Here is a 26,683-nt window from a genome sequence, read left to right on the forward strand (position 1 = left end):
CACGAATTGCTTGTATTTTTTCAGCCACCTTCTTTCTCCAGAGGAGTCATTTGCATGCTGGGGTTCAACAATGATTGCATTTTGGATAAATCAGTTAATTTAAGCTCTGAATTATTATCATTTAATGACAAATTTGTAGGACTTTGTTTACTGGAAAATACTGGTTGAGCATCTCGATTTTTCTGCCACCATACACCTACCGCAACCATCACTCCAACTGCGAATAGAATAGTAACCAATCTGATTATATGTTCCGCTTTATGAGATTCTCGTTTGCTTTGCCATAATGCACGCTCTGGCTTCTTTTCAAATGTATATTGATTATTAAATACTGCTAAAAAAGGCTCAGGTGATACTCCTAATAATTTTGAGTACGCACGCAAATAGCCCTTAACAAAAACTGGCTCGGGTAATAATTGAAAATCGCCTGTTTCAATTAACTCAATGATCCGCACTCTTAAATGCAATTTACTGGCAACATACTCTATTGTGTACCCTTTTTGTTGGCGAAGAGTTGCAAGTTGCTTTCCTGGGTTGTCAATCTCATTTTGAGTCGTATCATCCATTGTGGCTGTTGTATTCATCATTTGCTCCACTATTATCAGTAGTTGATTCCATTTTCCTGAAATTATTTTCATATTCTGCAGCTACAGCATAATGACCAGTTTTAATGGCTATATCTTTAGCTAAAACTAAAAAATATCGATCGTTTAATACTAAATCGGGATGCTTTTGTAAGAGAGAATAGGCTTCTGCCTCATGTCCCATTTTGCCTTCCAATTTTACAAGCTCATATAAGGATACCTTTCTGGAGGGATCCTGATCCAATGCATTCGTAAAATATAATTTTGCTTTATCATTATCAGGAATAGCCAGAGCACATAGCCCTGCGTTTTCGTAGGCCGCTGAGGTATTAATGTATTGAACATCCTTAACCGCTTTTATGAAATATTGTTCCGCTTTTTTATAATCACCCTGCCGGCATAAAAATGTTCCATAATTATTTAATTGAGCACCGCCTCCAGAGGATAATGATATGGCTTTTAAATAATACTTTTTAGCTTCATCGAGTTCATTCGTCTGTTCAAAATAATAAGCCATAGCGGCATTTACGTCAGCAGAATTGGGTTCTTGTTCCATAGCCATAAGCAATTTTTTTTTAGCACGAGGTCTGTCCCCCTGCTTCAAGTAACCTAGACCGAGTTGTGTATTATAGCTTGCAGCTTTGCTCAGGTCAGTTTTTTTAGTTTCTGGCACAGCTGGTTCGTCCGAAGGTTTACACGCCTGGACAAATACGAACATACTGATTAATAAGCACCGTAATACTATCTGCACAACAACCACTTAACGTTAGAAATGATGTGGCATTATAACCACTTACTGGAAAATTAAAAATGTTTTGTCATCTCATTTCAAATTAATTAATTCGCTGAGTGATTAATCTCATCTGTTTTGGTGCCCTTGGGAATAAAATGCAGTTTTTGCCATCGTTGAGATCGACTGGTTCTGTCTTTTACTTCACCAGCAAGCTGGCCACATGCTGCATCAATATCATCGCCACGCGTTTTACGAGTAATCGTATTAATACCGTTTTTAATTAACCGGTCTCTGAATGCATCTATAGTGGCCTGTGAAGAACGTTGATATTGAGTCATCGGAAATGGATTAAATGGAATCAGATTGACTTTGGCAGGCACATCACGTAGTAATTTGATCAGTTGATTTGCATGTTCGGGCTGATCATTGACATCTTTTAACATCACGTATTCAAAAGTAACTTTTCTTCTTGGTTCGTCTTTAAAATATCGTTTACATAAAGCCATGAGCTGAACCAAAGGATATTTTTTGTTGATGGGTACCAATTCATTTCGTAGGGCATCGTTGGGAGCGTGCAATGAAACAGCCAAGGCAACTGGACTCACTTCTCTTAGTCGTTCTAACTCAGGAAGAACACCAGAAGTGCTTAGTGTAACTCGTCGTTTAGATAAACCATAGGCAAAATCATCCATCATGATATTCATGGCAGACACAACGTTATCAAAGTTAAGTAAAGGCTCTCCCATACCCATCATGACAACATTCGTAATGCTTTGATCATGAGCTCCTTGTGCTTTTGATAATTCTCTGGCAGCCAACCAAACCTGTCCTATTATTTCAGCAGTGCTCAAATTGCGATTGAATCCCTGTTTGGCTGTAGAGCAAAAAGAACAATTTAGTGCACATCCCACTTGAGATGAGACACACAGAGTACCTCTATTAGCCTCAGGAATGTAGACCGTTTCGATACAATTGCCACAATCCAGCTTTAACAACCATTTATGGGTACCATCGCTTGATTTTTGACAAGCAACAATTTCAGGTAATTTAATATGGGAAATCCGTGAAAGTTTCTCCATCAAGGCTTTCCCTATATTGGTCATTTGAGTGAAGTCAGTCAGGCCGGCCTGATGAATCCATTGAATTAATTGCTGCGCTCTAAATGGTTTTTCACCCCATTGAGTCAGTAACTCTCGTAACTGCTGATAATTATAATCCAATAAATTAACTTTTTGATCGGCCATAGTGACTCCTAAACAACCTTATCTATCACACAGTTCATGAGGTTCAAAGAAAAATGCTATTTCACGAGCAGCATTTTCAGCACTGTCTGAACCATGAACTGCATTTGCATCAATGCTATCAGCAAAATCAGCGCGGATAGTTCCTGGTGCTGCCTCTTTAGGATTCGTAGCGCCCATAAGGTCACGGTTTTTAATAACCGCGTTTTCACCTTTCAGTGCCTGGATCATCACCGGACCAGAAATCATAAATTCAACAAGAGCATTAAAAAAAGGACGGTCTTTGTGGATTTCATAAAATGCTTCAGCCTGAGAACGGGATAATTGCATCATTTTTGCTGCAACAATCTTTAAGCCAGCATTTTCAAAACGACTGTAGATTTGACCGATTACCGATTTAGCTACAGCGTCTGGTTTAATAATAGACAGTGTTTGTTCTATCGCCATCATGCACTCCAAGAGGTTAGTTTTTAAAGTGCATTATTATACATGAAGATGAAGTGTTCTGGCTAATATAAATTCACTCTGCAACCCAGGATCGTTTTATTTTGGTTAGTTTTCACCTATTGTTTTGTCAAAGTATAGTGATTCTTTGTTAATCGCATCCTGATTCGGATCAATTTTGTATTCAGGTAATAATTTGATTAACTCAGTAACGCGAAGAATGGTGTCGTAAAATTGAGAACGATAAGATTTTGCCTGTTCTCCCAATATCTTATTCTCCTGATTGTATTCGCTCATTTGCGAATCAAAATGAGATAATATCTCAAGTATATCCGACATATTGTTTAAAATTTTATTTTTTAAATCATCACTTAATTTTAGCTGGATGCTTTTGGTAAACTCCTCAACAATCAGAAGTTTATTGCCAAGAGAGGCCGCCTTTACATAATCACAGTGAATAATTGCATAATTAATCGCAGTACGTATGGCGCTTTTTTTGACTTCAAATCCGCCAGTTTTTAACGTGTTGTTTATAAGAGATAAAACTGATTCAAATTTTTTTCTCCAGTCGTCAGCAATGCGGATCAATTGTGCCTGCGCCGTAGCAATTAATTTGTTTTGTTCCAGTTCCAGTTGATGAAACTCTTCTCCCAGGGTTACTAATTTTTGTCGCTCTGCTTCTAACGATTCACGTGTTAATGCACCAGGGGATGTCTCGCTTTTACCACTTTCTCCAGATAATAAATAATCAATAAACAATTTCTGAGCATAAACATGATAATCACCTGCTTGTTGGAGTACGATTCCATTCAGAACATTTTTTAATGGAATTTGTAATAACTTGTGGTAGAAACTAAAGGGGCTTTTAATTGCGGTGACTAACTCATTTTGTGGCAAGGAAATGTGATACGATCCGAGTAATCGCTCGGCAGTGATTAGACCATAAGTTGAAAACCATTTGCTCAATTGTTCGTCTTGTATTATCTCGTCCATAATTCATCCAATTTAAATTATCTAGCGTCTGTGATATAAGGCTTATTAACTGAAATTATAGTGTATTTCAATGATGTTAAAACGATTAGATGCTGATTTACAAATTTTATGCGAATTTCTCAGAGTTTCGACCCCCGACTCATGGCTACAATATGCATCACAGCATATTCCCTTATTATTAATTGATCATGCTCATTGCGAGCGAAAAGCAGCCGCCACTGCAATTAATTTCATCAGTAAATATCCTGAAAAAGCAGAATTAGTCGCCATTATGTCGCCCCTGGCCAGAGAAGAATTGCTGCACTTTGAAAAAGTAATGCATATTATGAAGCAAAAGGATATTTCTTTTGGTCCGCTCCAGCCTTCAAATTACGCAACAAACCTCCATAAGCTGATCACCAGGCGTGATGGAAATGAACGCTTATGTGATCAGCTTATTATTGGAGCGATTATAGAGGCTCGCTCATGTGAACGGTTCAATGCCATCATTCCTTTTTTAGATGATCCGGATCTTGCAAAATTTTACAAGACTTTGATTAAATCAGAAGCGCGTCATTTTCAGGATTATTTATCCCTTGCCAAACTTTATGGGGGTGACATTGATGAACGTCTGGAACGATTTTTAAACATTGAGAATAAATTTATTATGGATAAAGATACCGTCTTTCGGTTTCACAGTGGCACTCCTGAGTACGAGAAAAGCGATTTAACTGAACCTCAGGCTGTTCAGTAGGAATTGTATACGGTAAATAGCGGAAGTTGCCAGAAACGGCTATTTATCCTTTCGATAGAGAAGCCAGTTAAGCTGATTTGGGAATCGTCATGCAATGATGATAAAGCACAGTCTAAACAGCCTGTATTAGACAAAGTCTTGATACAGGCACATTTCAGTGGTGTGAAGTGATTCGCTCCAGCTTGCTAAACAAGGATACAGCCCATATGTCAAAACTCTCTAAGGACCACGAGGCCTTAATTCAAGCTCTGTGTGACCTTCCAGGAAACTGCCTAATCCCACATCAGGATCATTTTTTAAATTATCGAACGTCTCTTTATCTAAAACCTTACCATCTTCATTAACAAACGTTGATTTATCACCAGCTACTGGCTTATAGCCCTGCTCCTCAAGCCACATCCGTACTCCCTTAGCGAAAAAATCATCGAGCTTTGAACTGGTTTGGTTGTGATTATCAGAACGGGTAAGCGGTTCGATTTTTAAATGGCCATCTTTTGTAAAGCTGACTGCGTGCTGAAGTGCGGGCAGCTCAACATCCGGATTTTTTCTAAACATTTCAGTAACAAAATCAGAGGCCATTAATAACTTATCAGTAACAAAATTACCGACTGGAGCAGCTACCGTTTCTTTAACGGATTGATGCAGCGCTCTCGCCAAATAACCATTAATGTTCCATAATTTCATCATTGCAGAACGCCAGTCATTGTACGCGTTTACGTCTGCGTTCAATGCTCTTTCTGCTTCTTTCAAGGCTACGTCCCAAAGAGTTGACTCCCGACCAGTTTGAGGATCGGTAGTTTTGCTGCCTTGATGTAATTTGTCCATTGCTGCAGCACGCGCATCGGCTCTTTTTCTTTCACGTTCTTCTAGTTCCCGAATCAAATTCTTCTGCTCTTCTTCTCTACGTATTCTGGCGAGTTCCTCGCGCATTTTATCTTCTGATTTAGACATTACTGTACTCCTCGTGCAAAAGGGTTTGGGTAAAATAGAATCCTTTTGTATTATCATAACACAATACTTGTGGCGTGTCATCCCAATCACTAAGAACAAATCGCTGCATTTCAAGCAACTGATTCTGATATTGGGTAAGTCCTGGCTTATGAGTATGGCCATGAATTAAAATACGTACTTGATGCTGTTTCATATGCTTCAGAACTGCTTCGGTGACTACATCCATTTCATCCATTGGTTTATATTGTTTCCTGGAGCTGATGGTCCGAACTTTAGAAACAATACGCTCACGAAATTTTAAAGAAAGGCTCAGAAAAAACAAAGTAAAAAACCGATTACGAGTTAGACGTCGTAACCTTTGATGTCCTACATCATTGGTACAATATCGATCCCCATGGGATAATAATATCCTCTCACCACCCAATTCAATGACGGTTGGCTCGTGTAGAATAGTCCAGCCAGTCAATCTAGCAAATTGTTTACCCAGCAAAAAATCACGATTTCCGCACATATAATCTATGGATATCCCCCGCTGGGTTAACTCGAAGAGCTGGCTCGCAATCCCCTTGCTCCATTCATTCACTGAATCATCTCCAGCCCAAGCATGGAAAAAATCACCAAGAATGTATATTTTTTTTACTGATGTTCGAGCCCAGTCTAGAAAATGATTAAAGCGCTCTTGAATAGCAACGTCTTGCGGATGTAAATGAAGATCTGAAATAAAAACTGCCTCTAGCATAAAGACTCAATAACAATGTGTTGATTCGATAAATAGATCTGACAAGGTCCGTTAATAGGCTCTATAGCATCACTTAATCGATAAAAACCGGCAATTGAAACTAATTCTGCTTCAAGCGATTGGCAAAATATTCTTGCATCAACATCACCGGAGATACCGGCTAAAGCCCTTCCTCGCAAAGCGCCATACACATGAATATTACCGTCGGATAATAATTCAGCGCCATGACTTACTGAGGAGGCAATAATTAAATCAGCACCTTTGGCAACAACCTGTTGCCCAGAGCGAACGGGTGTAGTCAATAATTTGGTTCTAATCGTTTCAGCGACAGTATGCTCCATTGGTTGTTCAATTAATGGTTTATCCTGTGAAGTTGATGCGTTTAAAACAGCTAATCCATTACATTGAGCAAGAGTTTCTTGCAAGGCATTGCCTCCCTGGATTGCAACAGGAATCATCCCATGATCTCGAGCAATTTGAAGTAATGCATTCAAATCAAATTCCGACTGATTTACTGATGACAGATCAAATACAACCGGTGTCTTTTCAAATAATTTAGGGGCTTTAACAACTGTTTCTGCAAATTGTTGTGAAAAAAAATCAAGATTCGTATTTAAAACTTGTAAAACTGTAAAGGTATAAAGTCTGCCTTTTAATTTAAATGCTTGAGTTTTAGTTATATTTTCACCCATCTCTATGATATCCATAACTGATATTTTTGTTTATACTATCATGTGGGAACCAATAACAGAAGGATATCAAAGTGGATAAACGATGGTTTGAACAATATCAAAATGGCGTGCCACATGAAATTGACCCCAGTCAATATTTATCCCTAGTATCTTTATTTAAAGAATCATGTAGCCTTTATGCCAAGCGTATAGCTTATACAAATCTGGGCAGTAGCATTACTTATTCCCAGTTAGATCATTTAACCAGGGATTTTGCAGCCTATCTGCAACAGCTCGGTTTACAAAAAGGAGCCCGAGTCGCCATCATGATGCCGAACGTGCTTCAATACCCTGTAGCGTTATTTGGTATAATGCGAGCGGGTTTTGTCGTTGTAAATACCAATCCGCTTTATACAACGGATGAAGTAATTCACCAGATGAATGATTCTGGAGCCGAAGCAATTATTGTCCTTGCCAATTTTGCCAACACTATAGAAAAATCCTTACCGTCATTGAAGACAGTAAAGCACGTGATTGTGACTCAGATTGGTGATCTGTTCCCGACTTTTAAGCGTTTAATCGTTAATTTTGTAGTCAAACACATAAAAAAAATGGTTCCTGCTTACACTATCCCTCATGCAGTTGCGTTTAACTATGCCCTGCTCGAAGGCAAGCAATCAACATTACACCATGTTGATTTAAATCATGAAAGTATTGCCTTCCTGCAATATACAGGAGGTACAACAGGTGTTGCAAAAGGGGCGATGCTGACACACGGAAACATGGTCTCCAACGTATTACAAGCATACTCATGGATTGCACCACTAGGAATTTCGGAGGATGACATCATTGTTACAGCCCTCCCTCTGTATCATATATTTTCATTAACAGCGAACTGTCTGACCTTTATGAAAGTTGGTGCTAAAAATATTCTGATTACCAACCCCAGAGACATTAGTCATTTTATTGATGAAATTAAAAATTCCGGTTTTACCGCTTTTACAGGAGTGAACACTTTATATAATGCCCTCCTGAATCACCCCAAATTTAAAGAAATCGATTTTTCAAAACTGAAACTGGCATTGTCTGGCGGAATGGCGCTGCAAAAAAGTGTATCGCTTCGATGGTCTGAAATGACGAAGTCCCGTGTTTTAGAAGCTTATGGTTTAACGGAAACCAGCCCTGCTGCAACAATGAATCCGATGTATCTGGAAGGATACAATGGCAGCATAGGATTGCCATTACCCTCTACTGATGTTTCAATCCGCGATGACAATGACAACGAAGTACCTATAGGAACAAGTGGCGAATTGTGCATTAAAGGGCCACAGGTTATGTCAGGTTATTGGAAACGCCCGGATGAAACAGCGCTGGTATTCACCAAAGATGGCTTCTTAAAAACAGGCGATATCGCACGAATGGATGAAGAAGGTTTTATTTATCTGGTTGACAGAAAAAAAGATATGATCGTAGTGTCCGGCTTTAATGTATATCCTAATGAAGTAGAACAAGTTATTGGAATGCATCCTGGAGTATTGGAAGTAGGTGTTGTTGGTGTTATTGATGAGGAATCTGGAGAGCGGGTAAAAGCCTGTATTGTCAAAAAGGATCCGAATTTGACAGCAGAACAAATAATCGCTCACTGCAGAGAGCACCTAACGGCTTATAAAGTACCCAAAATCGTTGAGTTTTTTAATGAACTTCCTAAAACAAACGTAGGCAAAATATTGCGACGTTCATTAAAAGAAGGGGCAACTGGAGCTGATGCATCACAGAGTAAAACACCTAAAGTAACCGCTTAAACCTTAACGGTGTTAATTGAGCTAATCAATCGGGGGCTAGTCAAGCCTCGATTGAGCAAATCGCTTTATCTCCATTCAAAATACTTTGAGTAAAGATGAATAAAGGTACCATCATCCTCCATTTGCAAGATAATCTGATTAATACGATTAATCAGTTCAGCATTTTCTAAATGAGTCATAACAGCATAACCTTCTCCTATAGGAATTTTATTACCTATAAGTTTGTAAATTCCTGGATTAGTAGCAATCCAGTATTTAGCAGATTCATAGTCCAATACAAAGGCATCAATTTCTTTATTCTGTAGCCCTACAAACATGTCATTTATCAACGGATACACTACAATAGTATTGTTTCTAAAGTCAGCACGCACCTGATTCCCATAGGGAGTTCCCTTTCTTACCCCAATTTTTTTTCCATAAAGATCATCTGGAGTGTTTATTGAGGCATTATCAGCAGAGGTAATATATTGCGAGTAACTTTCCAAATAAGGAATGCTGAACAAGAACTGTTTTTGTCTTGTTTTTGTGATAATTACGGATGAAATGACAAGGTCAACTTCGTTACTTTTGGTTGCCTCAAAGAGATCATTAAAAGTGTAGGCTTTAAATTTACAAGCAACATTTAATCTTTTGCAAATTTCCATCATCAAATCAATATCATAACCATAATAGGTTGACTCTTGACTGGCCCATGTCTCAAAAGGTGGATTAAATTTGGAAGAGCCAATAGTCAAGGTTTTGGAATAACAGAACACTGACGAGATGCACAAGATAAATAATACAAATGATTTCATAAGTTCTGCCCTGAATAATCTGCATTAATAACACCATAAGCATGGTCTATATTTTTATTTTTGTACAATCCTTAAAAAATGAATTTCGTCATTTATAAACTGATGAATCTATAATCATTTGTTTCATAATACGCCAGTATCCTCCCATATAAATTCATTTTTTGTAATAAATTCACATGATCTTATTTGTATCCCATAACATGAAACAGTGATATCACGATAATTTAGTGCAGTATGGACTAAGGGCATTGGAATGGTAGCTTGCAACAAAATACCCTACTCTCTAAACATAAAAATATCTGAGGAACGTCGTAATCCTCCCTGATTTTTATCCATTTTTACTAGCTGGCGTAGCCTGGGAGCAGGCCCAAAGGGCCGTATCCCAGGGTTTCTTTTAAGTTAAAAATGGATTATTACCATAAAATTAGTGAAAGAGATTGGTCTAAGTGAGTTTGGAGAGTAAATGAGTGGTGAACTTAAGCTGGCATAACAATGAAAACCTGGGATACGGCCCTTGGGGCCTACTCCCAGGCTACGCCTAACCTGTTCTGCAACATTCATGATAGCCTGCACTGATCATATGGATGATGCTCCACCCCTGGAGCACTCCGCTCCCCTTGCAGATTGCTGCCAAAAAACAGCATAAGCTTATTGATATCTAAAATTTGGCTTTGCTGCGCTGTACCTGACGGTCTGGGTTGACTATCAGTAACAGCTTTTGCATCCTGGCGCTGACTCTCGGCAAACTGTTCCCTCAAACCAGCCGCATAGTGAGGATATTGAGCAATAATGACATTCAAATCATCAGAACTTTTTATCAAACGTCTGAACTCCTCCGGTTGCTTCAACACACATTCAAGCAATAAATCCGCAGACTGGGGAATTTTACTGGCGATACGCACCAGCGAGGAGGCGTATGAAACCATTCTCCTGCAGAAGGCAGGCTGATTTCTGAAGATCGATTCAAACAGAATGCCCGCATACTCTGGTAATTGTTCGATTAGCTTTATCCAATCCCGTTCACAGGTCACGACTCGAGCAAAATCAATCGGATTATTTAAAACCCGCTCTATCAATTCATACGCATGATGAGGTAATGTTTTAATGGCGTAAATCCAGCTATCCAGGGTAGCTGCTATCAGTTTACTGAAATCAGCCGGATCATCTAAAACCCGTTCAAAGCTCTCTCTGCTATAGTCTGGAAATTCACGAACTATCTTGAAAATTTCAAAATAGAATAAACCAGCTAGAAATCCCTCATCACTGTTCCAACACCGGTCAAACAAGGCCTGGGCATGATTTGGGAATTTTTTGACAAATCGAATAAAATTAGAAGCGCTACTAGAAACAAGTTTTATGAACTGTGTATTATTGCGCCACACTCGCTCGAACAGTTTCTCGGCGTGCTCCGGGAAGTAATGGGTTGTCAGAAGAAAATTGTCGAGATTGTTCAATATCAATCGCTCGCAGTCTTTTGGGCTGTCCCAGACCCGCTCGAAGATCTCCTGTGCGCGCAGCGGAAAGCGTTGGGCCGCAGTACCCCAGTGATGGGTGTTGTTTGTAATCAGCACTTGATAATATTCCTGTCTGTTCCATATCCGCTCAAACAATTCATCAGCGTAATGCGGAAATTTATCGACTGTTTGCCAGAAGACATGGCAGTTCCAGGCTATCACGCGGCGGAAGATTTCTTCATCATTCAAAACACGTTCAATCAGCATGTCCGCATACATTGGAAATATTTCAGCCGTGTGAATCAGCATATTGGTGGGGTTGAAACCATAATCATTTCCGCTGATAATCAAATGCGAAAAATAAATGGGATTATTCCAAAACGACCGAAACAGACTGTCCGAATGCTCCGGAATCATTATAGATAAACGCTTCCAGCCCCTGGCGTTTTCCATAACCAGCCGTTCGAATTGATATGGGCTTTTCTGAACACGTTGATACAAGGCAAGCCTGTATTCTGGGAAGCGCTCCAGTATCTTAATAAAATCTGTAGAACTGGATACCAGTTTTTTGAACTCCTCCTCATTGCTCTCTAAAACCTGCTCCATTATCCCCTTTACCAGTGGAAGAGGTTGTGCCGCTACCTTGAGTAAGTCCTTCGTGTTGCTTACCAGCCGATTGAATTCGTTTCGATTATTCAATACCCTACCTATGAGTCGCTCTGAAAAATCAGGGTACTCGGTAATTGCTCTAAACCACGCCTCAATATTGTGTATCAGCCGATGGAAATCCTTGTCGTTATTCAAAAGCCGCTCAAGTAACCTGTCCCTATACTCTGGGAATTTTTTCACCGTAGTCAACAAGGCATCATTGTTATTCAGGATGCGAGTGAAAAGGGCCTGATTACTCCAGACCAGTTCGAACAGTTGCTCCCTTTTCTCTGGAACAACAGTGGCCATATACATCCAGCCATACATGTTACTCAACACCACTTGATTTAAATCATCCTGATTACTCCATAACCGCTCAATCAGTCTGTCCTTATGCATTGGGAAAGCTTTGACTGTATTTGACCATGTTTCTAAATCATACATGACCAGCCGTTTGAACTCAGTCGGATTATTCCAGACCTGTTCAAACAATTTCTTCTGGTGCTGTGGAAAAGCTTTGGCCGTGTTGCGCCAGTCAAGATTACTTTCAAACACGAGACGCCGTGTGAGATCCGGTACACGCCAGACTTGATTAAACAGACGTTCCGCATGGTCGGGAAAACATGCACCCGTACTTACCCATTCGTCGTTATCGCAAAACAACAGGCGCTGGGCTTCATCATGCCTGCTCAAAACCCATCCCAGCAGTCGGTCTGCGTGCTTAGGACACTGTCGGGCTAATTGACGTAGGCAAGAAGGATACCTTAACTGGGTCTTAAAATAATCCGGCCTACACAAAACCCAATTCAAAAGACTGTCAGCATATTTGGGGTAATGCTCGATCAGGTCATTCAACTGAAACCCGCGGTCAAAGAGAAGCTTTATGCCATGCGGGGAACTTAATGCCATTTTAATCAATGTTTTCTTGTATTGCGGCAGATGCTGTATTGCAATCCGCAAGGTGTCGGCATCGTGCATCACCATACGGTTGAAATCCTCCGGATTTTCCATAACCCGTTTAACGAGTAATTCAAGCTGTTTGGGTAATTGACGGATGGTATTGAGCCAGGTGTGTTTGTTTTCTAATACCAATCGCCTGAACGATTCCGGCTCATCGAAAACACAGCTCACCAGGAAATCAGTCTGTTCGGGGAATTGCTGAATGGTGCTGAGCCAGGTGTGATTGCTCTGCTGTACCAGACGCCTGAAATCATCCGGGTTGTTGAAAATACACTCCGGCATTAACTCCACCTGCCGAGGCAATTGCCGAACAGTGTTGATCCAGGCTCTGTTGTCACAGGTTATCAACCGCCTTACATCATCAGGCCTGCTTAAAACGAAACAAATCAGTTTAGTGGCAAAATGGGGCAATGATTTGATAGCCTCAATGAACTGGTAATTGTCTGCGATCAGTCGTTTGAACCGTTCAGGGCAATTTAGACCATAATCAAACAACCTGTCCGCTGATTTAGGTAATTGGGTGATGGCTTTGATCCATTGATAGCCTGCACCCTGTAAACGATTCCAGGCATCCTGATTACTCAAAAGCCTGTCAATCAACCTGACTTCATGAGCAGGAAACGCCCTGGCCATATTGATCAAGGAATCGAGGCTGCCATGCACTGTCCGTTCATAAGCTTCTGGACTGTTCCAGACTCGTTCAAACAGTTGTTCGCGTTGTTCAGAATAGTGTCTGATTGTTTTAAGCAGGGCATTCCCATCTGGCGACATGAGACGATTGAAATCGTCAGGGTTACGCCAGACCTGCTCAAAAAGCCATTGTGAATGTTCCGGAAACTGTTGGGCGGCGCTCAGAAAGGTATTTTTGTCGCGCATTACCACACGCTTAAATTCTACCGGGCTATTGCAAAGACGTATGAATATCTCATTCGCAACATCTGGAACATGGTCTGCTATGCTGCGCAGGGTATGAATATCCTGAATGACCAATCGTGCGAACTCCCGCTCGCTGTTTAATATATATCGCATCACGCAATGCTTATAATTGCGAGCCTGCCTGACTATCTGGATCAAGATATAATGACTGCTCACCAGACGCCTGAAATTGTCCGGATCATCCAGCAGGCGTTGAACCAGTAGTTCTTCATGCTGTGGAAACTGGTTGACAGTACCAAGCCAGGTATTGGCATCCTGCATCACCAGGTGCCGGAAATCTTCCTCGCTGTTCAAAACATACTCGATCAATCGATTTGATTGCGATGGCAGTTTTCTGGCGGTAAGGACCAATAGATAATGCGTATCCACCAGTCGTCTGAATGTGTCCGGCTGTTGCAACAGCTGATCCACCAGATCGTCAGCAAATTCAGGCAATTGAATGGCCGTATTGATCCAGGTTTCATGACTGTGCATCACCAGGCGTTGAAAATCTCTGGGGTTTTGTTCAACCTCTCTGAACAGTGGTTCCGCATGCTCCTTAAAGTACAGGATTGTCTTGAGCCAGTTGCTGTTTCGAGATTTTAACAAGTTATTAAAAACGGGAAGGTTGCCTCGAAGTCCTTTATACAGTTTATCCGCCTGCTCCGGAAACGTCTCGACAGTCCTGAAAAAGGCACAGCTGCTGTTGGCTATCAGTCGGTAAAAATCGTCCGCATTGATCCAAACTTGTTCAAACAGCTGTTCGGCATATTGCGGAAACAGACCGACGATGTCGAGCCAGATGTGATTATCTCTCAACACCAGCCGCCTGAAATCAGCGTAGTTATCACAAAGTGAGGTGTATATATTTTCTTTGAGAAGCGGAAATGCCTTAACCAGTCTTATCAGATGCTCAGAGGATTTAATCATTCGTGTCAAATTCACATTATCAGCACATAAGCATTCAATGAGATGATTTATACACACTTGTTCAAATACAGTAGACTCGTCAAATGCGTCAGGCTTGATCCTGATTGCACCTGAGAAAACCTGGTTATGATAAATGCTGTCCTCCAGAGCCTGTTTATCAAAATGAGTCAATAACTCACGTTTATCGGAGGCAATCAGCCAGGATAGAAACAGCTTACGAAACGATTCATCATGCCATGGCAGTTTGCCTGCCAGCGCTAATTGCAGAGAAAGATCGTGCGACAGAAACAATAAAAACGCAACCCGAACGTCCTGGGCGAGCGTTTCTAAACCGTTTTGAGATAAATGGGCGATTTGGACAAGAAAACGATGTGTCAGGTTACCATTGATCAGGATCCTAATTTCTTCCTGCGGTATATCATTTTTTTGCAGAATGGATTGAATACTGTTTTTAATGGCAGCGTTTAATGCTTTCCGCTCTGATTGAATACGCCTTATCCTCGATAACTCAAGGCGTTCCGTTTGGTCGTCCTGCTGTATCAGCCAGAAGAGCAAATGATAACAGAGTGCCCGGGCATTGCTGGCATCAAAACCGCCTTCATTTTTTATCCACTGCTGGTATTTGGCCGCCTCTTTCGCTTCTTGAAAGACGTTGTTGATCACCTCGGCCAAAACATCAGTGAAAGACGGTTGAGCGCTATTGGTTATGATATCAATGAGGCTTGCCTGTTGTTCATGCGACAAGTCTTCTGATATTTCTTTCTGGAAGACTGGCAATATGCGTCTATGCATGGCAGGAGGCAGTTGCCTTCCCTCGACCAGATTAAATACGACTCTCCAGCCAGAGGAAGACATATTGTGACGCTTATCAGCTATCTTCAGAATCAGACTGAGCATCTGTCTGTCACTGCCGTCATAGCCATTCAACAATTCACTAAACGACAAACTGGATTGATAGGCCTTTTTTAAATAATCTGACACCGGTGTCAGAAAATCACCGCCGTTAGATGACGCACTTAGTATATGGTTCTGGCGATACTGTTCAATACGGTCCAACAGGGTTTGAATGCGTTGCTGATTTTTGGCTCTGGCCGATTCTAATGCCTGGATTCGATTGGCTTCCTGATAATACAAGGTATAAAGGCATTTAGCCTTCTGGCGGATGCTGAGATGAGACAAATCATTCACCTCTGCCAGATGAGTCAACAGGTCAAACACATGCACACCGCATGACCAGTTATCGCTTTGATGTGGAAACGGGAATGCAACAGACTGGAAGCTGTCACTGGTTTCCAGACACAACATCTCCTGCAGTCGCTGCTTTGCTTCCGCGGTTATTGAGGCATCACCATTCGAGTCATAAAGAGCAACCGCATGAGCGGCCTCGCCTAAGGTAATCCATACGGCAATCTGATGATGGCTGGATGACTGAAATGAAAAAGCAACATGAAGGTAACCATCCTCTCGCAATGAGTCTAATGAGAATACAGCCTTTTCGCCTGACATCATCTCGATACCGGGAACATAAACCGATTGTTTCGATTCAAGTGCTGCCTGCAAGGCCAATTGCACCTGGTGTTGGGTGAAGCCACCCTCGGCATTCTGGCAGATTTCCTGCAATTCCAGTTCAAAGCGAAGATCATTGATCACTGCCTGCAATCCTCCCAATTGCCGCATGTGTGCATTCCAGAGCCTTTCTTCATGATGCTGCAAATCAGCAAGGGCATCCATCAGATCAGACCTGGATGCCGCCTCAATAACGAGCCTGACGCCTGCCGGGTCACGCGAGACAAGAATACCTGGTATCCCGTCAAACAAACAAAACAACCTCTCTGCGCTTTCGACTGGCAGTCGTTCCCTGCTATACAACAAACAGTTGCTATGAGGAATGACATCAAGATGCACTTCAAGACGACCGCCCTCTTTGTTGACAATTCTGGTAGTAGATTCCCTATGCTCTGGAATAAACTTTACGATAGGTAAATCAATGCCCTGCAGGGTTTTTACGACTGAAATAACACGTTGTTTATCGATTTGTTGATGCTCGTCTATATAAGCATGAATCAGTTGATCCAGCATCAGTAATTGCTCTTTCCTGTATTCAACATACCAGTGTGGATTAACCGACATCGCAATTTGTTTCAATTGTTCAGGCAGATTATCACGCACGTGATACTCCACACGGTTGCTATCCTCGGCCGCTTGACAGTTATCCGGACTGGCATAATCTGTAAACAAATGCGACCCCTGTTCGGCACAATAGCTCAGAAAAAAATAACTGTATTGAGCACATCCCTGGTTGTGGCTCCGAGTCTGCAACTCATCCGTTGACAGAATAATTCTGGCGTCAGGAAAAAAGGCCCTGAGACAGGCTAGGGCCGGAGGTACCGGGGAATACCTCATACCTAAACCCTGGGGATCAAACATATACACATGGACCTGGTTATTCACCACCCGCATATAGATAGCAATGCAGTGAACGAGCGGCCTGAATAAAATCAATGCCTCGGCGCCCTCATCCTGCAGATGAAGTTTTGGCAACAAAGCAGCCAAATCCTCTGATCCAGCAAGCATAAACGATTGCGTATTATGATTGCGTAAGTCATGCAACACGAGCAACGCAAGTGCCTCATGATTTAATTGAACATTATTATTGAACTGGTTTTCAGATAAATTGAGCAAGTCGATATGATTTGGCATGTTGTTCCTCAATAATTTTTTTGTGAGCTCAGGTGCTAAACCTGCGAACAAAATTAATGTCTTTAATTAAAACCAATAGATTATATATTGAGCAGCACAAGGGTGGTTACCGTATAAAATACGGTACTAGATAACATCTATTTTGAAGTAGTCTTCTTTAATCGTTTTCATAATCCGGATAAATGCATGCGTGGTTCAATCAATTTCGCAGTGACAGCGCTCTGGGTTATATGTTTTAAAACGGCTCTCTCATGCTGGTTTTATGCGATAAGCGTTTAACCAGCATCTTTTATAAGGAATATAATGCCTACCAATCAACTTAAAAAACTTATTATGGACACCTCTCGAGATAACCAGCTTCCAGCGGAAGAACGGGCGAAGGAATTAATGGATGAAGGTGCCAATGCCAACGAATGTTTATTGATCGCAGCCTCCTATCATCGTATCGAATTTATAAGATGGCTGATTGTATACGGAAAAGCTGATGTTAATTTCACAGGTGAATACAATCGAACCCCTTTAATTAAAGCAACATCGGAAGCATGGCATTATCAATATGACCCAGGTTGTATACGGCTGTTGCTCGACCATGGCGCAAACCCGGATTTGTATACTGAGGATGGTCAATCACCCTTGTTAGTAACAGATAATCTTGAACTGATAAAACTGCTGCTGGAATATCGTGCCGATCCTGATCATCAGGATTCCGAGAAGATGACCTGTTTAATGAAGAATGTTGGTAATCCCCTGATTGTCGAATGTCTGTTACAGCACGGGGCAAAACCGGATTTACAGAACAGCGAAGGTCAGACTGCATTGATGCTGGCTATTGAGATTGAACAACTTGACACGATTTCCTTGTTGCTTACTCATAACAGTTCAATCGATATCTGCGATAAGGATAATCAAACTGCGCCTCACTATGCGCTGCGACGTTGTCGGGGAAATATTTTTACCATGCTTTGTAATTACGCTCCAGGCATTGAAGGGCGCTATGAGATGGAAATGCTTCCCTTGCTATATCATGAACGTTTCAATAAACCTCTGCCGAAAGATATTAATGAAATTAAAAACCACAGGTCCCCGCTTATAAAAGCCGTCGAAGCTGATGACTGCCCACTTGTTGAAAAACTTATTCGTGCTGGGGCAGATGTGAATCTGAGAACAAACTGTAGAACAGCTGCCATAGATTATGTCAAAAGTGCGGAAATACTGCGGCTGTTGTTTCAACACAATGCACAGATTACCATCCCTTCCGCATCTTCTTCCTCCGTGAATTACAGAAATCCGATAATTACAATCATTGGCCGGAAAAATCGTTCCTTGTTAGAAGAATACTTGAAAAACGATCAAGCCAAGGCAATTATAAACAAAAGCTCTTATTCCATGCATACCTCTGGATCTACCCCCTTAGCGACGGCTCTTGAGCTGGCCAGTACTTATCCTGATAACCAGGACTACGTAGAGTTTGTTCGCCTGCTCCTTGAGGCAGGAGCAGATCCTCTTCAAAAAACGGATGGACGCTCGATTTTTTTAACCCCCTGCTCTCCAGAGCTGAAGGAGTTGATGACTCAGGCTCTGGAGTCACGTTTGAACAAAACCATCGAGGATCATAATCTGGATAAGTTCAGGATGATGCTTGTAAATACTGATTATTTAGAAAAAAGTTTCATACTGTTGGATACATATAAAGATTCGCTCATACCTTATGACGGGACATCGCAAAATCAACAGGCCTATCAAGTCTGGATGAACTCGCAGATCTTCATTTATCAGGCATTTTATTGTATTCACGAACATGCTGTATCCAAAGGATGGGCATGTAATTTGATCATCTACAATGAATATCAGTCAAAGGCATGCCATTTTTTTAGAAGCCATATTATTCAGAGCCTATCAAATCTAATTCCAGTACCATTGACCGATGAGTGGGTTCTGGCATCAGGGATAATCCTAAAGATGATACAGAACAGACAAATAACTGTAATACCTGAAGCTCGGATTCGTGAACAGAAGCTAAGCGCCGAGCGTGAACAGCTGCTGTTACATATTATAAAAACATTGAACCAGAGTCTTAATGAACTGTCACAACTTAAAATTACGGGATACCAAACGCAGGATGCCTGGAATATCGTTAAAGAATACATTGAACATATTCTCCCCGAACCAGAGCATGACAGCCCGGGCATGTCCATGAGCTGAAGTAAACGCATGTCGGGCACTTAGCTCGACATGTTCTAGCATCCGCCCGATACAGCATCACCTGATCTCGCATCAAACAATCTCAGATTAACAAATTTAGAATAACGCAGGCAAGGCGAGTCAGATCTATCTGTTGATTAAGCCACAAAATCTTCCTTTTGCAAGGGATCAATCAACACTCTATCGAGCTCTAAATCCACCGTCATATTTTTATTACGAACCGTAATAGAAGGCCGGCCGGGATTCTGACGAAAAGGACCGTTTGTTGTATAATTTCAGCTCAATCAAGACTGAGTCAATATAATGGATTGGTTAAATATCCGTTTTGCCGTGTATCAAAAAAACGCTCTTTTTACGTTCGAGAACAAGTAATTTAAGACACACATGTTATGTCTAATTTTAGAATTAATCAGACTTATCAGATATTATTGGGTCAGGCTTATCCCCTACTCTTAATGAACTTCGTTTACTGTATGTTTTATTCCTTCTGCTTCTTGTAAAGCATGAATTACTGAAAATAATGATTGGGCTGTTGGATTTCCCCTTGCACTAAACATTCGCTGCAAGCTTTTACTATTTTAATCAACCTTTTTTGCTAAAGATTCAAATAGTATTGAAGCATTTATATAATCTTTTAATAAAGATTTAGCCACATCAATTTCATCTGCTAATAATGAATTTACAGCTTCTGTTAATAACGCTTTTCTAAATTCAGAATCTTTTTGAGCTCGATCACGAATTGTATTTTTAAAATCTCTTGTTAAGGCCATAATTTTACCCTCGCTTTTTTGCTAATTTATACTCTTGCCAATAAAATTTGGCCATTTTGATGTCAGTGTCCTGATGCTTTTTAGAGCCGCCACCAACTAGAATTACTAACTCCTCACCGTCTTGACCAAAATAAATACGGTATCCAGGGCCAAAATCAATTTTATATTCATAAACCCCATTACCCAGAGATTTAACATTTGAATAATTTCCTAATTCCACTCACAGCGTAATACATTTCAGAAAATACAAAATCTCTAACAGGATTTTCTGAAATTATACTCTTAAGGAAGTCAATTTTAGATGGTTTAACAGTTGCTTCTAATTTAAAGCCTGCAGTATTTCAATACCTAAAGAATTTCGTTTAAATGTAGATTTACAAATTGCCTCTTCAATTTCAGGGTTTAATTCGGCTATAGATTTATATGCGATCTGTTCTTTAATTTTAGTCATAAATAAGTCCATTTATTAACTTTAAATACTAAAATTTTAGTTGAAAAAAATATAAACCACAAAATCTTTAAAATTTCAAGAGTGTCTAAAGACATGTAGGGTCAGGGCTTGGACTGTGCTAATTTAACTTATGGTAATTCCCCCGAAAATTCTACTTTTGACATCAGTTATTTTTCGGGAGATTACCAAGCTATTTCCTTCAGATGAGTCTGCAAAAAAGGTAGTTTATCTTGTTATAATCTACGCCTCTAAAAAATGGACAATGCCCATTAGAAATTGGAGACCCGCTCTTAATCGATTCAAAGAGCGGTTGAGTGAGTTTGTTGAACACATGTCAGTTACACAGAATTATTTACAGGCTCTGTCATTAATCCCTATGGCCATGGTCGAACCTGGTTCGTTACCTCATGGAGTCATGCGTGAGCTGATAATGTGTTCTTGCGATTCAGTGGGTGAACATAAGGAGTCCAATTTTTCTTCAAGAGCAGGATCATCTCGCTTACTAAGCGATGTGTCTGCTGTTCTTAAAATACCTTTCACCACATTAATAAATACGTCATTATCCTTACATTCGTTACATTTTTTTACATAATCAATAATGCCTAATTCATAATACTGACTTCTGTTTGCATCTACTTGCATCACAAAATCCAGATATGTGTCACTATCTTTATGAGGGTCAGTTTTATAGCGTTGATACCAAGCCTCTGCCTCTTTCTCAAGATAACCAATCACAGAAGCTTGGTAATTTAATTTTAATTTTAGATCATATTCTTCACCTTTAAGTTCACGTTCATGAATTCTATTTAACCCAAGAAGTGCTCTGCCTAAATACTGATCTGTGGTTGTTACATGCGGAGCAAAAACTGGTTCTCTAAATTGTTCGCCGAATGAAGCGGCCACTAAGGACATAAAATGATCTCGGTCTTTAATTGGCATACATTACTCCTTTTTATGAAAAAATAAAAATTATATGAGTAATTATAAGCCACTTTGTGCATTTGTTTGTCTAATCCTGTTAGCAAATAAATTTAATACTATAAATACTTGGGCGAACCGCTAACGTGTTGTTGAATCGGCAGATAGTTGGTGTTATGGATCTCGTTGGAAATGTTAATAATCGTTACTGTAATCCTACTAAGTTAGGATTTAAATCGGTTGTTTTTATATTTTTAATATTAATCCTATTATAACTATGGATTATTAAAAAATTAAATAGTCATTATATAAAACATGCATTAATACTTAATTTCCACTCAATTTTACTCGTCTATTGTCAATTATACTTGTTCGCAACAAGAGTAAATTGATCTATTAAACGTCATTGCATTCATTCGAATGCCTTCGGTACATGGTATACAATTTTACATCAAAAAACCGAATTTGAGCATTTAAACTCGATGGATATGTCTAAGCAGAATTATAAGAAACGCTCTGCTTTTCTCATTAATCAGAGCATGATCTATGTAATGAAGAACAAGACGGCTAATAAACATACGGATGTTTCTTTGCAACCTTCAGAAGAGCTTGCTTTGGACGTCATACCTGTTTCGTCACCTCCTATCGAGAGTCGTGACGAGCCCATAGATAGGAGCGCCTCGTCAGGTATTGATTCTTCACAGACATCTTCGAGCAGCTACTCACCACGGTTTTTCCACTCAGACACGGCCAATTCTGTCTCAAGGGCATCGGAGCATACCCAAACCTCTGATGATGTGAGGCCATACGGAAAGGTCTAAAGAGATAGCCAGAGTCTCCTGATTTTTTTAACTCATTGAGAAACAAATATGAAATTAATTATTTTAGAAGTGAGTTTCTCAGTAACAGTCCGCTCAAATACAGGTTGCATTGCATGAAAAGATAAGAAGGAATTGAGGATGCGAATTAGTTTCCTGTTCATTGAGCTTGAGATAATACAAATCTGGAAGATGCTCTTTGTCCAGTTATGTTGACGCATGAGAATTTTGACAGTTCTTCTTAAGATAAACAACAAGCAGAAATACTGGAAGCAAAAGAAACCAACATTTTATAATTTCTTTTGCTTCCATAGTAAAATTTTACTCAGGCAATATAGCAAATGCGGCAGTATAAATCCCGCCAATATTTTCGAACCCTCCGCCTACATAGACCGAGCTTCCATTAAGAACAATAGTGTTTAACCGATAACCATCTGGATTTGGGTTCCATGCAGTAGGTAAGCCTGTACTCAAATCTAATGCCGCAAGGGTGCTACGGGGCTGACCGCCTACAGCAGTAAATTGCCCTCCAATATAAACCGCCCTACTATTAACAGCCAAAGAAAAAACTGCATTATTTGGATCGGGATTCCAGGAGGAAGGAAGTCCAGTATTTAAATCCACCGCAGCAAGATAGTTACGGGGTTGACCGCCGATACTGGTGAAGACTCCCCCAAGATAAGCAGTGCTGTTATTCAATGCCAGAGCATAGATACGTTCATTAGCATTAGGATTCCATGCAGTAACAAGGCCTGTAAGCAGATCAAAGGCTGCGATATGGTTACGGGGTTGACCGCCCATATTAGTAAAAAAACCTCCCACATAAAGTGTAGTGCCATTTATCCCCAAATCATATACAGAACCATCTGAATTAGGGTTCCAAACAGTCGCAAGGCCTGTGTTTGGATCCAAACCCGTAAAACCGATGCGAGCTTGCCCGCCTATACTGGAAAATTCTCCTCCCGCATAAACAGTGCCAGCATGATAAACCAAAGCGTAAACCAAGCTGTTTGCATTTGGATTCCATGCGGTAACCGTTCCTGTTGCAGAATCTATAGCCGCAATATTCCTGCGAGCTTGGCCCCCTGCAGTTAAAAATTGTCCTCCCGCATAGATGATATTATTATTGCGAGCCAAGGCATAAACAGTACCATTGATGTTCGGGTTCCATGCAGTAACTTTGCCCGTAGTTAGATCAATGGCAGCAATACGGGATCGTTCCTGCCCACCTATGCTCATAAATTGACCAACTATATAGACTAAACCGTCCTTAAAAGCAAAAGCCCTAGGTCTTCCATTTGAATAAAGATTCCATGCCGTTGCCAGTCCAGTACTTGCATCTAATGCCGCTAAATTATAGCGGCTTTGACCACCAATAAAAGTAAAGTCACCACCAACGTAAACAGTATTGCCATTAACGGCCACAGATTGAACAAAATAATCTGCATCAGGATCCCATGGAGTAGGCAGGCCTGTAACTGCATCCACAGCAGCAACGTTATTACGAGTTTGACCTCCTACGGTGCTAAAAATGCCTGCGATGTAGACAGTGCCGCCACTAATAGCAAAATCAGAAACAGTCCCCAAAACATCAGGGTTCCAAGCCGTTGCCAATCCGGTGGCTGGATCCAGTACTGCAATGCCACGGCGAGCCTGACCACCTATAGTGGTAAAATCACCTGCTGCATAGACTGTATTACCGCTAATCGCGAGAACACTGACGTAGTCGTCAGCAGAAGGATTCCAGGCTGTTGCCTGTCCGGTATTTGCATCGAGTGCGCCTATGTAGTTGCGTGCCTGACCTCCTATGCTGCTAAAAACACCACCTGCATAAACTGTATTACCATTAACCGCCAAAGTACGAATCGTATTATTAGCGCTGGGATTCCATGCGGTAGCTAATCCGGTGCTGGCATCCAGGGCAGCAATACGGCTTCGAGCTTGTCCCCCTATAGTATTGAAAGTACCGGCAACATAAAGAGTACTTCCACTCAAAGCCATAGCATTAACTACGCCATTCGCATTGGGATTAAATGTCGGATCAACACTATAATCCGGTAAAATATGAGCAATTCGGTTGCGTGTAACCGCACCCACCTGACTAAATCCTCCACCTATGAACCATCCCCCTGCCCCATCGGAAATAATGGCAGAAATATCAGCGTTTACTCGAGGAAAATTGCTTATTATTTCCGCACTCATTTCATCCACTGCAGCACCATATCCCGTGTTGGGACCTACATAAGTGAAGGAACCGCCAAGATACATGAGATTATTGGCATAATCTGGCATCATTACCTCTACAGTAGAGTCTGTTACCCAGGGAGCGTCAACAGAAAGCGTTGCATTGATACTATTTGTGTTGGTTCCCGAAACAGGAACTATAATGGCGTTATGTGCCTCGGTACTCGGGGTAAATGCCAATTGACAGCTGGCACCAGGAGCAATACTCAGACAGTTAGAAGCATCTTGCGTAACATCACCCCAATCAGACGGCAATAAAGCAGAGACATTGGTCGCTGTTGTAGTAGATGAGTTGTTAGTCACGGTTAACCTTTTAGTTATACCTGAGAATGCCGGAAAAGCTGGAAACAGCATTAACGGAGATCCCGTTATTGAAAGTGATGCAGTTGGGGAAGTGGGACTACCTCGAGTAATGCGTAAATTATCAGCTGGATATGGGCGATAACATTGATTGATATTTGCTCGATCACACAAAACCGGCCCAGAGAATATTCCCGTTTCAGCTATCTCACTTCCGATAATAGTCAAAGTCAAAATGCAGGTACTTCCTTCTGTTGCAAGCCAACAAGGTGAAGCCCTTAAACCAGCTGGCGTATTACTGAGTTTGGGATCCAATATCAGATTTTTTGGCTTTCTGGATTGATTGGTAATACGATACTGAACAGTAGCGGTTCTATCAGATGGCACGGTTAAGGTAGTCTCCGTCAAGGATTCAAAAGTCCACATGGGTTTGCCTGCTGTATGACCTATTCCTGCCATCAGTATCCAACAACAGAGAAATAACCATATACCCGCTAAAAATAAATGATTTATGGTCTTAATACCTTTCATAGCGCTCCTTGCAAGATTCAAATCAATAGTCCGTTTTGATTGACAAAATTAAGTGACAAGCTAATTAGCCCAATTAAAAATAAGTAAAGGCAATTAGTTGAATGAGTTTTGACTTAATCTGACACAATCACTTGAAAAAGTAAGAGTTTCCAGTTTAGCTAGAATAGCGAACTTTAAACAAAACCAATAGAAGAACTCTCATGATAGATGATACAGTTAAAATCATTTAACATAAAGTTAGTCTACTCAATCTTGCGGAAGAATTAGGCAATGTGTAGAGAGCATGCAAGGTAATGGGTTTATCCCGAGATACATCTTGCTTGTTTTTGTCGCTTTCTTCGGCGTATGCATTATATAACTTAAAATTCTATTATATTTTCCAAAAAAGTTTTCATCACAATCCCTTGTTATAGTTTTCCCTGTTTCTCGGCCCCATGGGCTTCTCGATCCAGATACCTTGTTCCTTCCCAAGCCATGACTTGTTCAATAACGAGTATGGCAATTGCTCCAAATAAATCTGAAAGTGTTTTACTCCCATTAAACCAGGACTGCGTCACGGGTGTTTGATTGAAATCCGGTTTAAAATTCCCGCGAGGCAAGTGATAACCGAATGAGGTTGTTACGCCAACCTGAAAACTATCTGGTGAGAAATGAAAAGACAAATCAAATTTTGGTGAAATAGGCGTTTGGATACGCAGCGCTTTACCCACTTTAAGAGGATCAATTTGATATTCTTTAACCCTGTGTTTTGGAGGGGCGAAATGGAATCTTTCGTCGTCACTGGAAGCAAATCCAGATTGGAGGCTCTCATCGTCGCCCGTTCCAAAAGGCGAACCGTACAAAGCAAGATTTTGAGATACTTCCTCTGCGCTAAAATTTTACCGATTCTCTCCTGATATTCATGCATAGCTGCATGGTGTGCCGAAAGAGAACAGCACTAGCGTAGTCCTCGATGCAACCATGAAGACCAAGCGTAGTCAGGTAAGGTCCTGCGCACACAGAGATGCCTGATCAATAACTAAACATTGCCGCGAATTCACCAAGAGAAGCCGATGTAGCTATTGTTGTATGTAAAATCGGATTCTGTGATTCGAGGTAGTTATAATGTTCATAAGTTTGTATATAAGTTTGCTCATATAGCAGTCATTTTTATCAGA

The 26,683-nt window shown here is 40.8% G+C and carries 19 protein-coding genes; 3 read left to right on the top strand and 16 right to left on the bottom strand.

What is annotated here, in order from left to right; translation table 11 throughout:
- Positions 1-20: 20 nt before the first annotated feature.
- The 5 genes from G543_RS0111645 to G543_RS0111665 all read right to left on the bottom strand — a co-directional run bounded on the left by G543_RS0111645 (position 21) and on the right by G543_RS0111665 (position 3,995).
- A complete protein-coding gene (locus G543_RS0111645) occupies positions 21-584 on the bottom strand; it encodes a helix-turn-helix domain-containing protein (RefSeq protein WP_028384676.1) in 564 nt (187 codons plus the stop codon).
- The gene (pilW, locus tag G543_RS0111650) at positions 559-1,302 is read right to left on the bottom strand and encodes a type IV pilus biogenesis/stability protein PilW (RefSeq protein ID WP_051190686.1); all 744 of its coding nucleotides are present in this window, start codon (positions 1,300-1,302) and stop codon (positions 559-561) included. Before pilW ends, G543_RS0111645 begins: the two co-directional genes overlap by 26 nt.
- A 119-nt stretch (positions 1,303-1,421) precedes the next feature.
- Complete coding sequence (gene rlmN / locus G543_RS0111655) at positions 1,422-2,561, bottom strand: dual-specificity RNA methyltransferase RlmN (RefSeq protein WP_028384678.1); 1,140 nt, start codon at positions 2,559-2,561, stop codon at positions 1,422-1,424.
- Positions 2,562-2,579: 18 nt separating this feature from the next.
- Positions 2,580-3,005 carry a nucleoside-diphosphate kinase gene (ndk, locus tag G543_RS0111660; protein WP_028384679.1) on the bottom strand — a complete coding sequence of 142 codons (426 nt, stop codon included), beginning with the start codon at positions 3,003-3,005 and terminating at the stop codon, positions 2,580-2,582.
- A 105-nt stretch (positions 3,006-3,110) separates the two neighbouring features.
- Positions 3,111-3,995 (bottom strand): hypothetical protein, encoded by an 885-nt coding sequence (locus G543_RS0111665; RefSeq protein ID WP_028384680.1) that lies wholly within the window; start codon positions 3,993-3,995, stop codon positions 3,111-3,113.
- A 73-nt stretch (positions 3,996-4,068) separates the two neighbouring features.
- Here G543_RS0111665 and G543_RS17800 point away from each other — a divergent pair, with 73 nt between their 5' ends.
- On the top strand, positions 4,069-4,728 hold the full coding sequence (locus G543_RS17800) for a MiaE family protein (protein ID WP_051190691.1): 660 nt from the start codon (positions 4,069-4,071) through the stop codon (positions 4,726-4,728).
- Positions 4,729-4,947: 219 nt separating this feature from the next.
- On the opposite strand, the gene G543_RS0111675 is transcribed toward G543_RS17800, so the two are convergent.
- The 3 genes from G543_RS0111675 to minC are packed head-to-tail and all read right to left on the bottom strand — an operon-like array spanning position 4,948 to position 7,110.
- Positions 4,948-5,679, bottom strand: a complete 732-nt coding sequence (locus G543_RS0111675) for a hypothetical protein (RefSeq protein ID WP_028384681.1) — start codon at positions 5,677-5,679, stop codon at positions 4,948-4,950.
- Positions 5,672-6,418, bottom strand: coding sequence for a UDP-2,3-diacylglucosamine diphosphatase (locus G543_RS0111680; RefSeq protein ID WP_028384682.1), 747 nt, complete (start codon positions 6,416-6,418; stop codon positions 5,672-5,674). Before G543_RS0111680 ends, G543_RS0111675 begins: the two co-directional genes overlap by 8 nt.
- Positions 6,412-7,110: a septum site-determining protein MinC gene (gene minC / locus G543_RS0111685; protein WP_035922114.1), complete on the bottom strand. Its 699-nt coding sequence runs from the start codon at positions 7,108-7,110 to the stop codon at positions 6,412-6,414. Before minC ends, G543_RS0111680 begins: the two co-directional genes overlap by 7 nt.
- Positions 7,111-7,181: 71 nt before the next feature.
- Here minC and G543_RS0111690 point away from each other — a divergent pair, with 71 nt between their 5' ends.
- The gene (locus G543_RS0111690; protein ID WP_028384684.1) at positions 7,182-8,891 is read left to right on the top strand and encodes an AMP-binding protein; all 1,710 of its coding nucleotides are present in this window, start codon (positions 7,182-7,184) and stop codon (positions 8,889-8,891) included.
- Positions 8,892-8,956: 65 nt separating this feature from the next.
- On the opposite strand, the gene G543_RS0111695 is transcribed toward G543_RS0111690, so the two are convergent.
- Positions 8,957-9,685: a transporter substrate-binding domain-containing protein gene (locus tag G543_RS0111695; protein ID WP_028384685.1), complete on the bottom strand. Its 729-nt coding sequence runs from the start codon at positions 9,683-9,685 to the stop codon at positions 8,957-8,959.
- 557 nt (positions 9,686-10,242) lie between these two features.
- Positions 10,243-17,292 carry a hypothetical protein gene (locus G543_RS0111700; protein ID WP_028384686.1) on the bottom strand — a complete coding sequence of 2,350 codons (7,050 nt, stop codon included), beginning with the start codon at positions 17,290-17,292 and terminating at the stop codon, positions 10,243-10,245.
- Between the two features lie 303 nt (positions 17,293-17,595).
- Here G543_RS0111700 and G543_RS0111705 point away from each other — a divergent pair, with 303 nt between their 5' ends.
- Complete coding sequence (locus tag G543_RS0111705) at positions 17,596-19,494, top strand: ankyrin repeat domain-containing protein (protein WP_028384687.1); 1,899 nt, start codon at positions 17,596-17,598, stop codon at positions 19,492-19,494.
- Positions 19,495-20,072: 578 nt separating this feature from the next.
- Here G543_RS0111705 and G543_RS19250 read toward each other — a convergent pair.
- The 6 genes from G543_RS19250 to G543_RS0111735 form a co-directional block, all read right to left on the bottom strand.
- The gene (locus tag G543_RS19250) at positions 20,073-20,264 is read right to left on the bottom strand and encodes a hypothetical protein (RefSeq protein ID WP_202972367.1); all 192 of its coding nucleotides are present in this window, start codon (positions 20,262-20,264) and stop codon (positions 20,073-20,075) included.
- Positions 20,265-20,268: 4 nt separating this feature from the next.
- Positions 20,269-20,484 carry a type II toxin-antitoxin system RelE/ParE family toxin gene (locus G543_RS17810; RefSeq protein ID WP_051190687.1) on the bottom strand — a complete coding sequence of 72 codons (216 nt, stop codon included), beginning with the start codon at positions 20,482-20,484 and terminating at the stop codon, positions 20,269-20,271.
- 99 nt (positions 20,485-20,583) lie between these two features.
- The gene (locus G543_RS19445) at positions 20,584-20,715 is read right to left on the bottom strand and encodes a hypothetical protein (RefSeq protein WP_274519382.1); all 132 of its coding nucleotides are present in this window, start codon (positions 20,713-20,715) and stop codon (positions 20,584-20,586) included.
- Positions 20,716-21,120: 405 nt separating this feature from the next.
- Positions 21,121-21,654: a hypothetical protein gene (locus tag G543_RS19030; RefSeq protein ID WP_028384688.1), complete on the bottom strand. Its 534-nt coding sequence runs from the start codon at positions 21,652-21,654 to the stop codon at positions 21,121-21,123.
- A gap of 1,118 nt (positions 21,655-22,772) precedes the next feature.
- Positions 22,773-25,526 carry a PQQ-binding-like beta-propeller repeat protein gene (locus G543_RS0111730; RefSeq protein WP_028384689.1) on the bottom strand — a complete coding sequence of 918 codons (2,754 nt, stop codon included), beginning with the start codon at positions 25,524-25,526 and terminating at the stop codon, positions 22,773-22,775.
- A 407-nt stretch (positions 25,527-25,933) separates the two neighbouring features.
- A complete protein-coding gene (locus tag G543_RS0111735) occupies positions 25,934-26,368 on the bottom strand; it encodes a hypothetical protein (protein WP_028384690.1) in 435 nt (144 codons plus the stop codon).
- Positions 26,369-26,683: the final 315 nt, after the last annotated feature.

This window comes from Legionella moravica DSM 19234 (assembly GCF_000423305.1).
GTDB lineage: Bacteria > Pseudomonadota > Gammaproteobacteria > Legionellales > Legionellaceae > Legionella > Legionella moravica.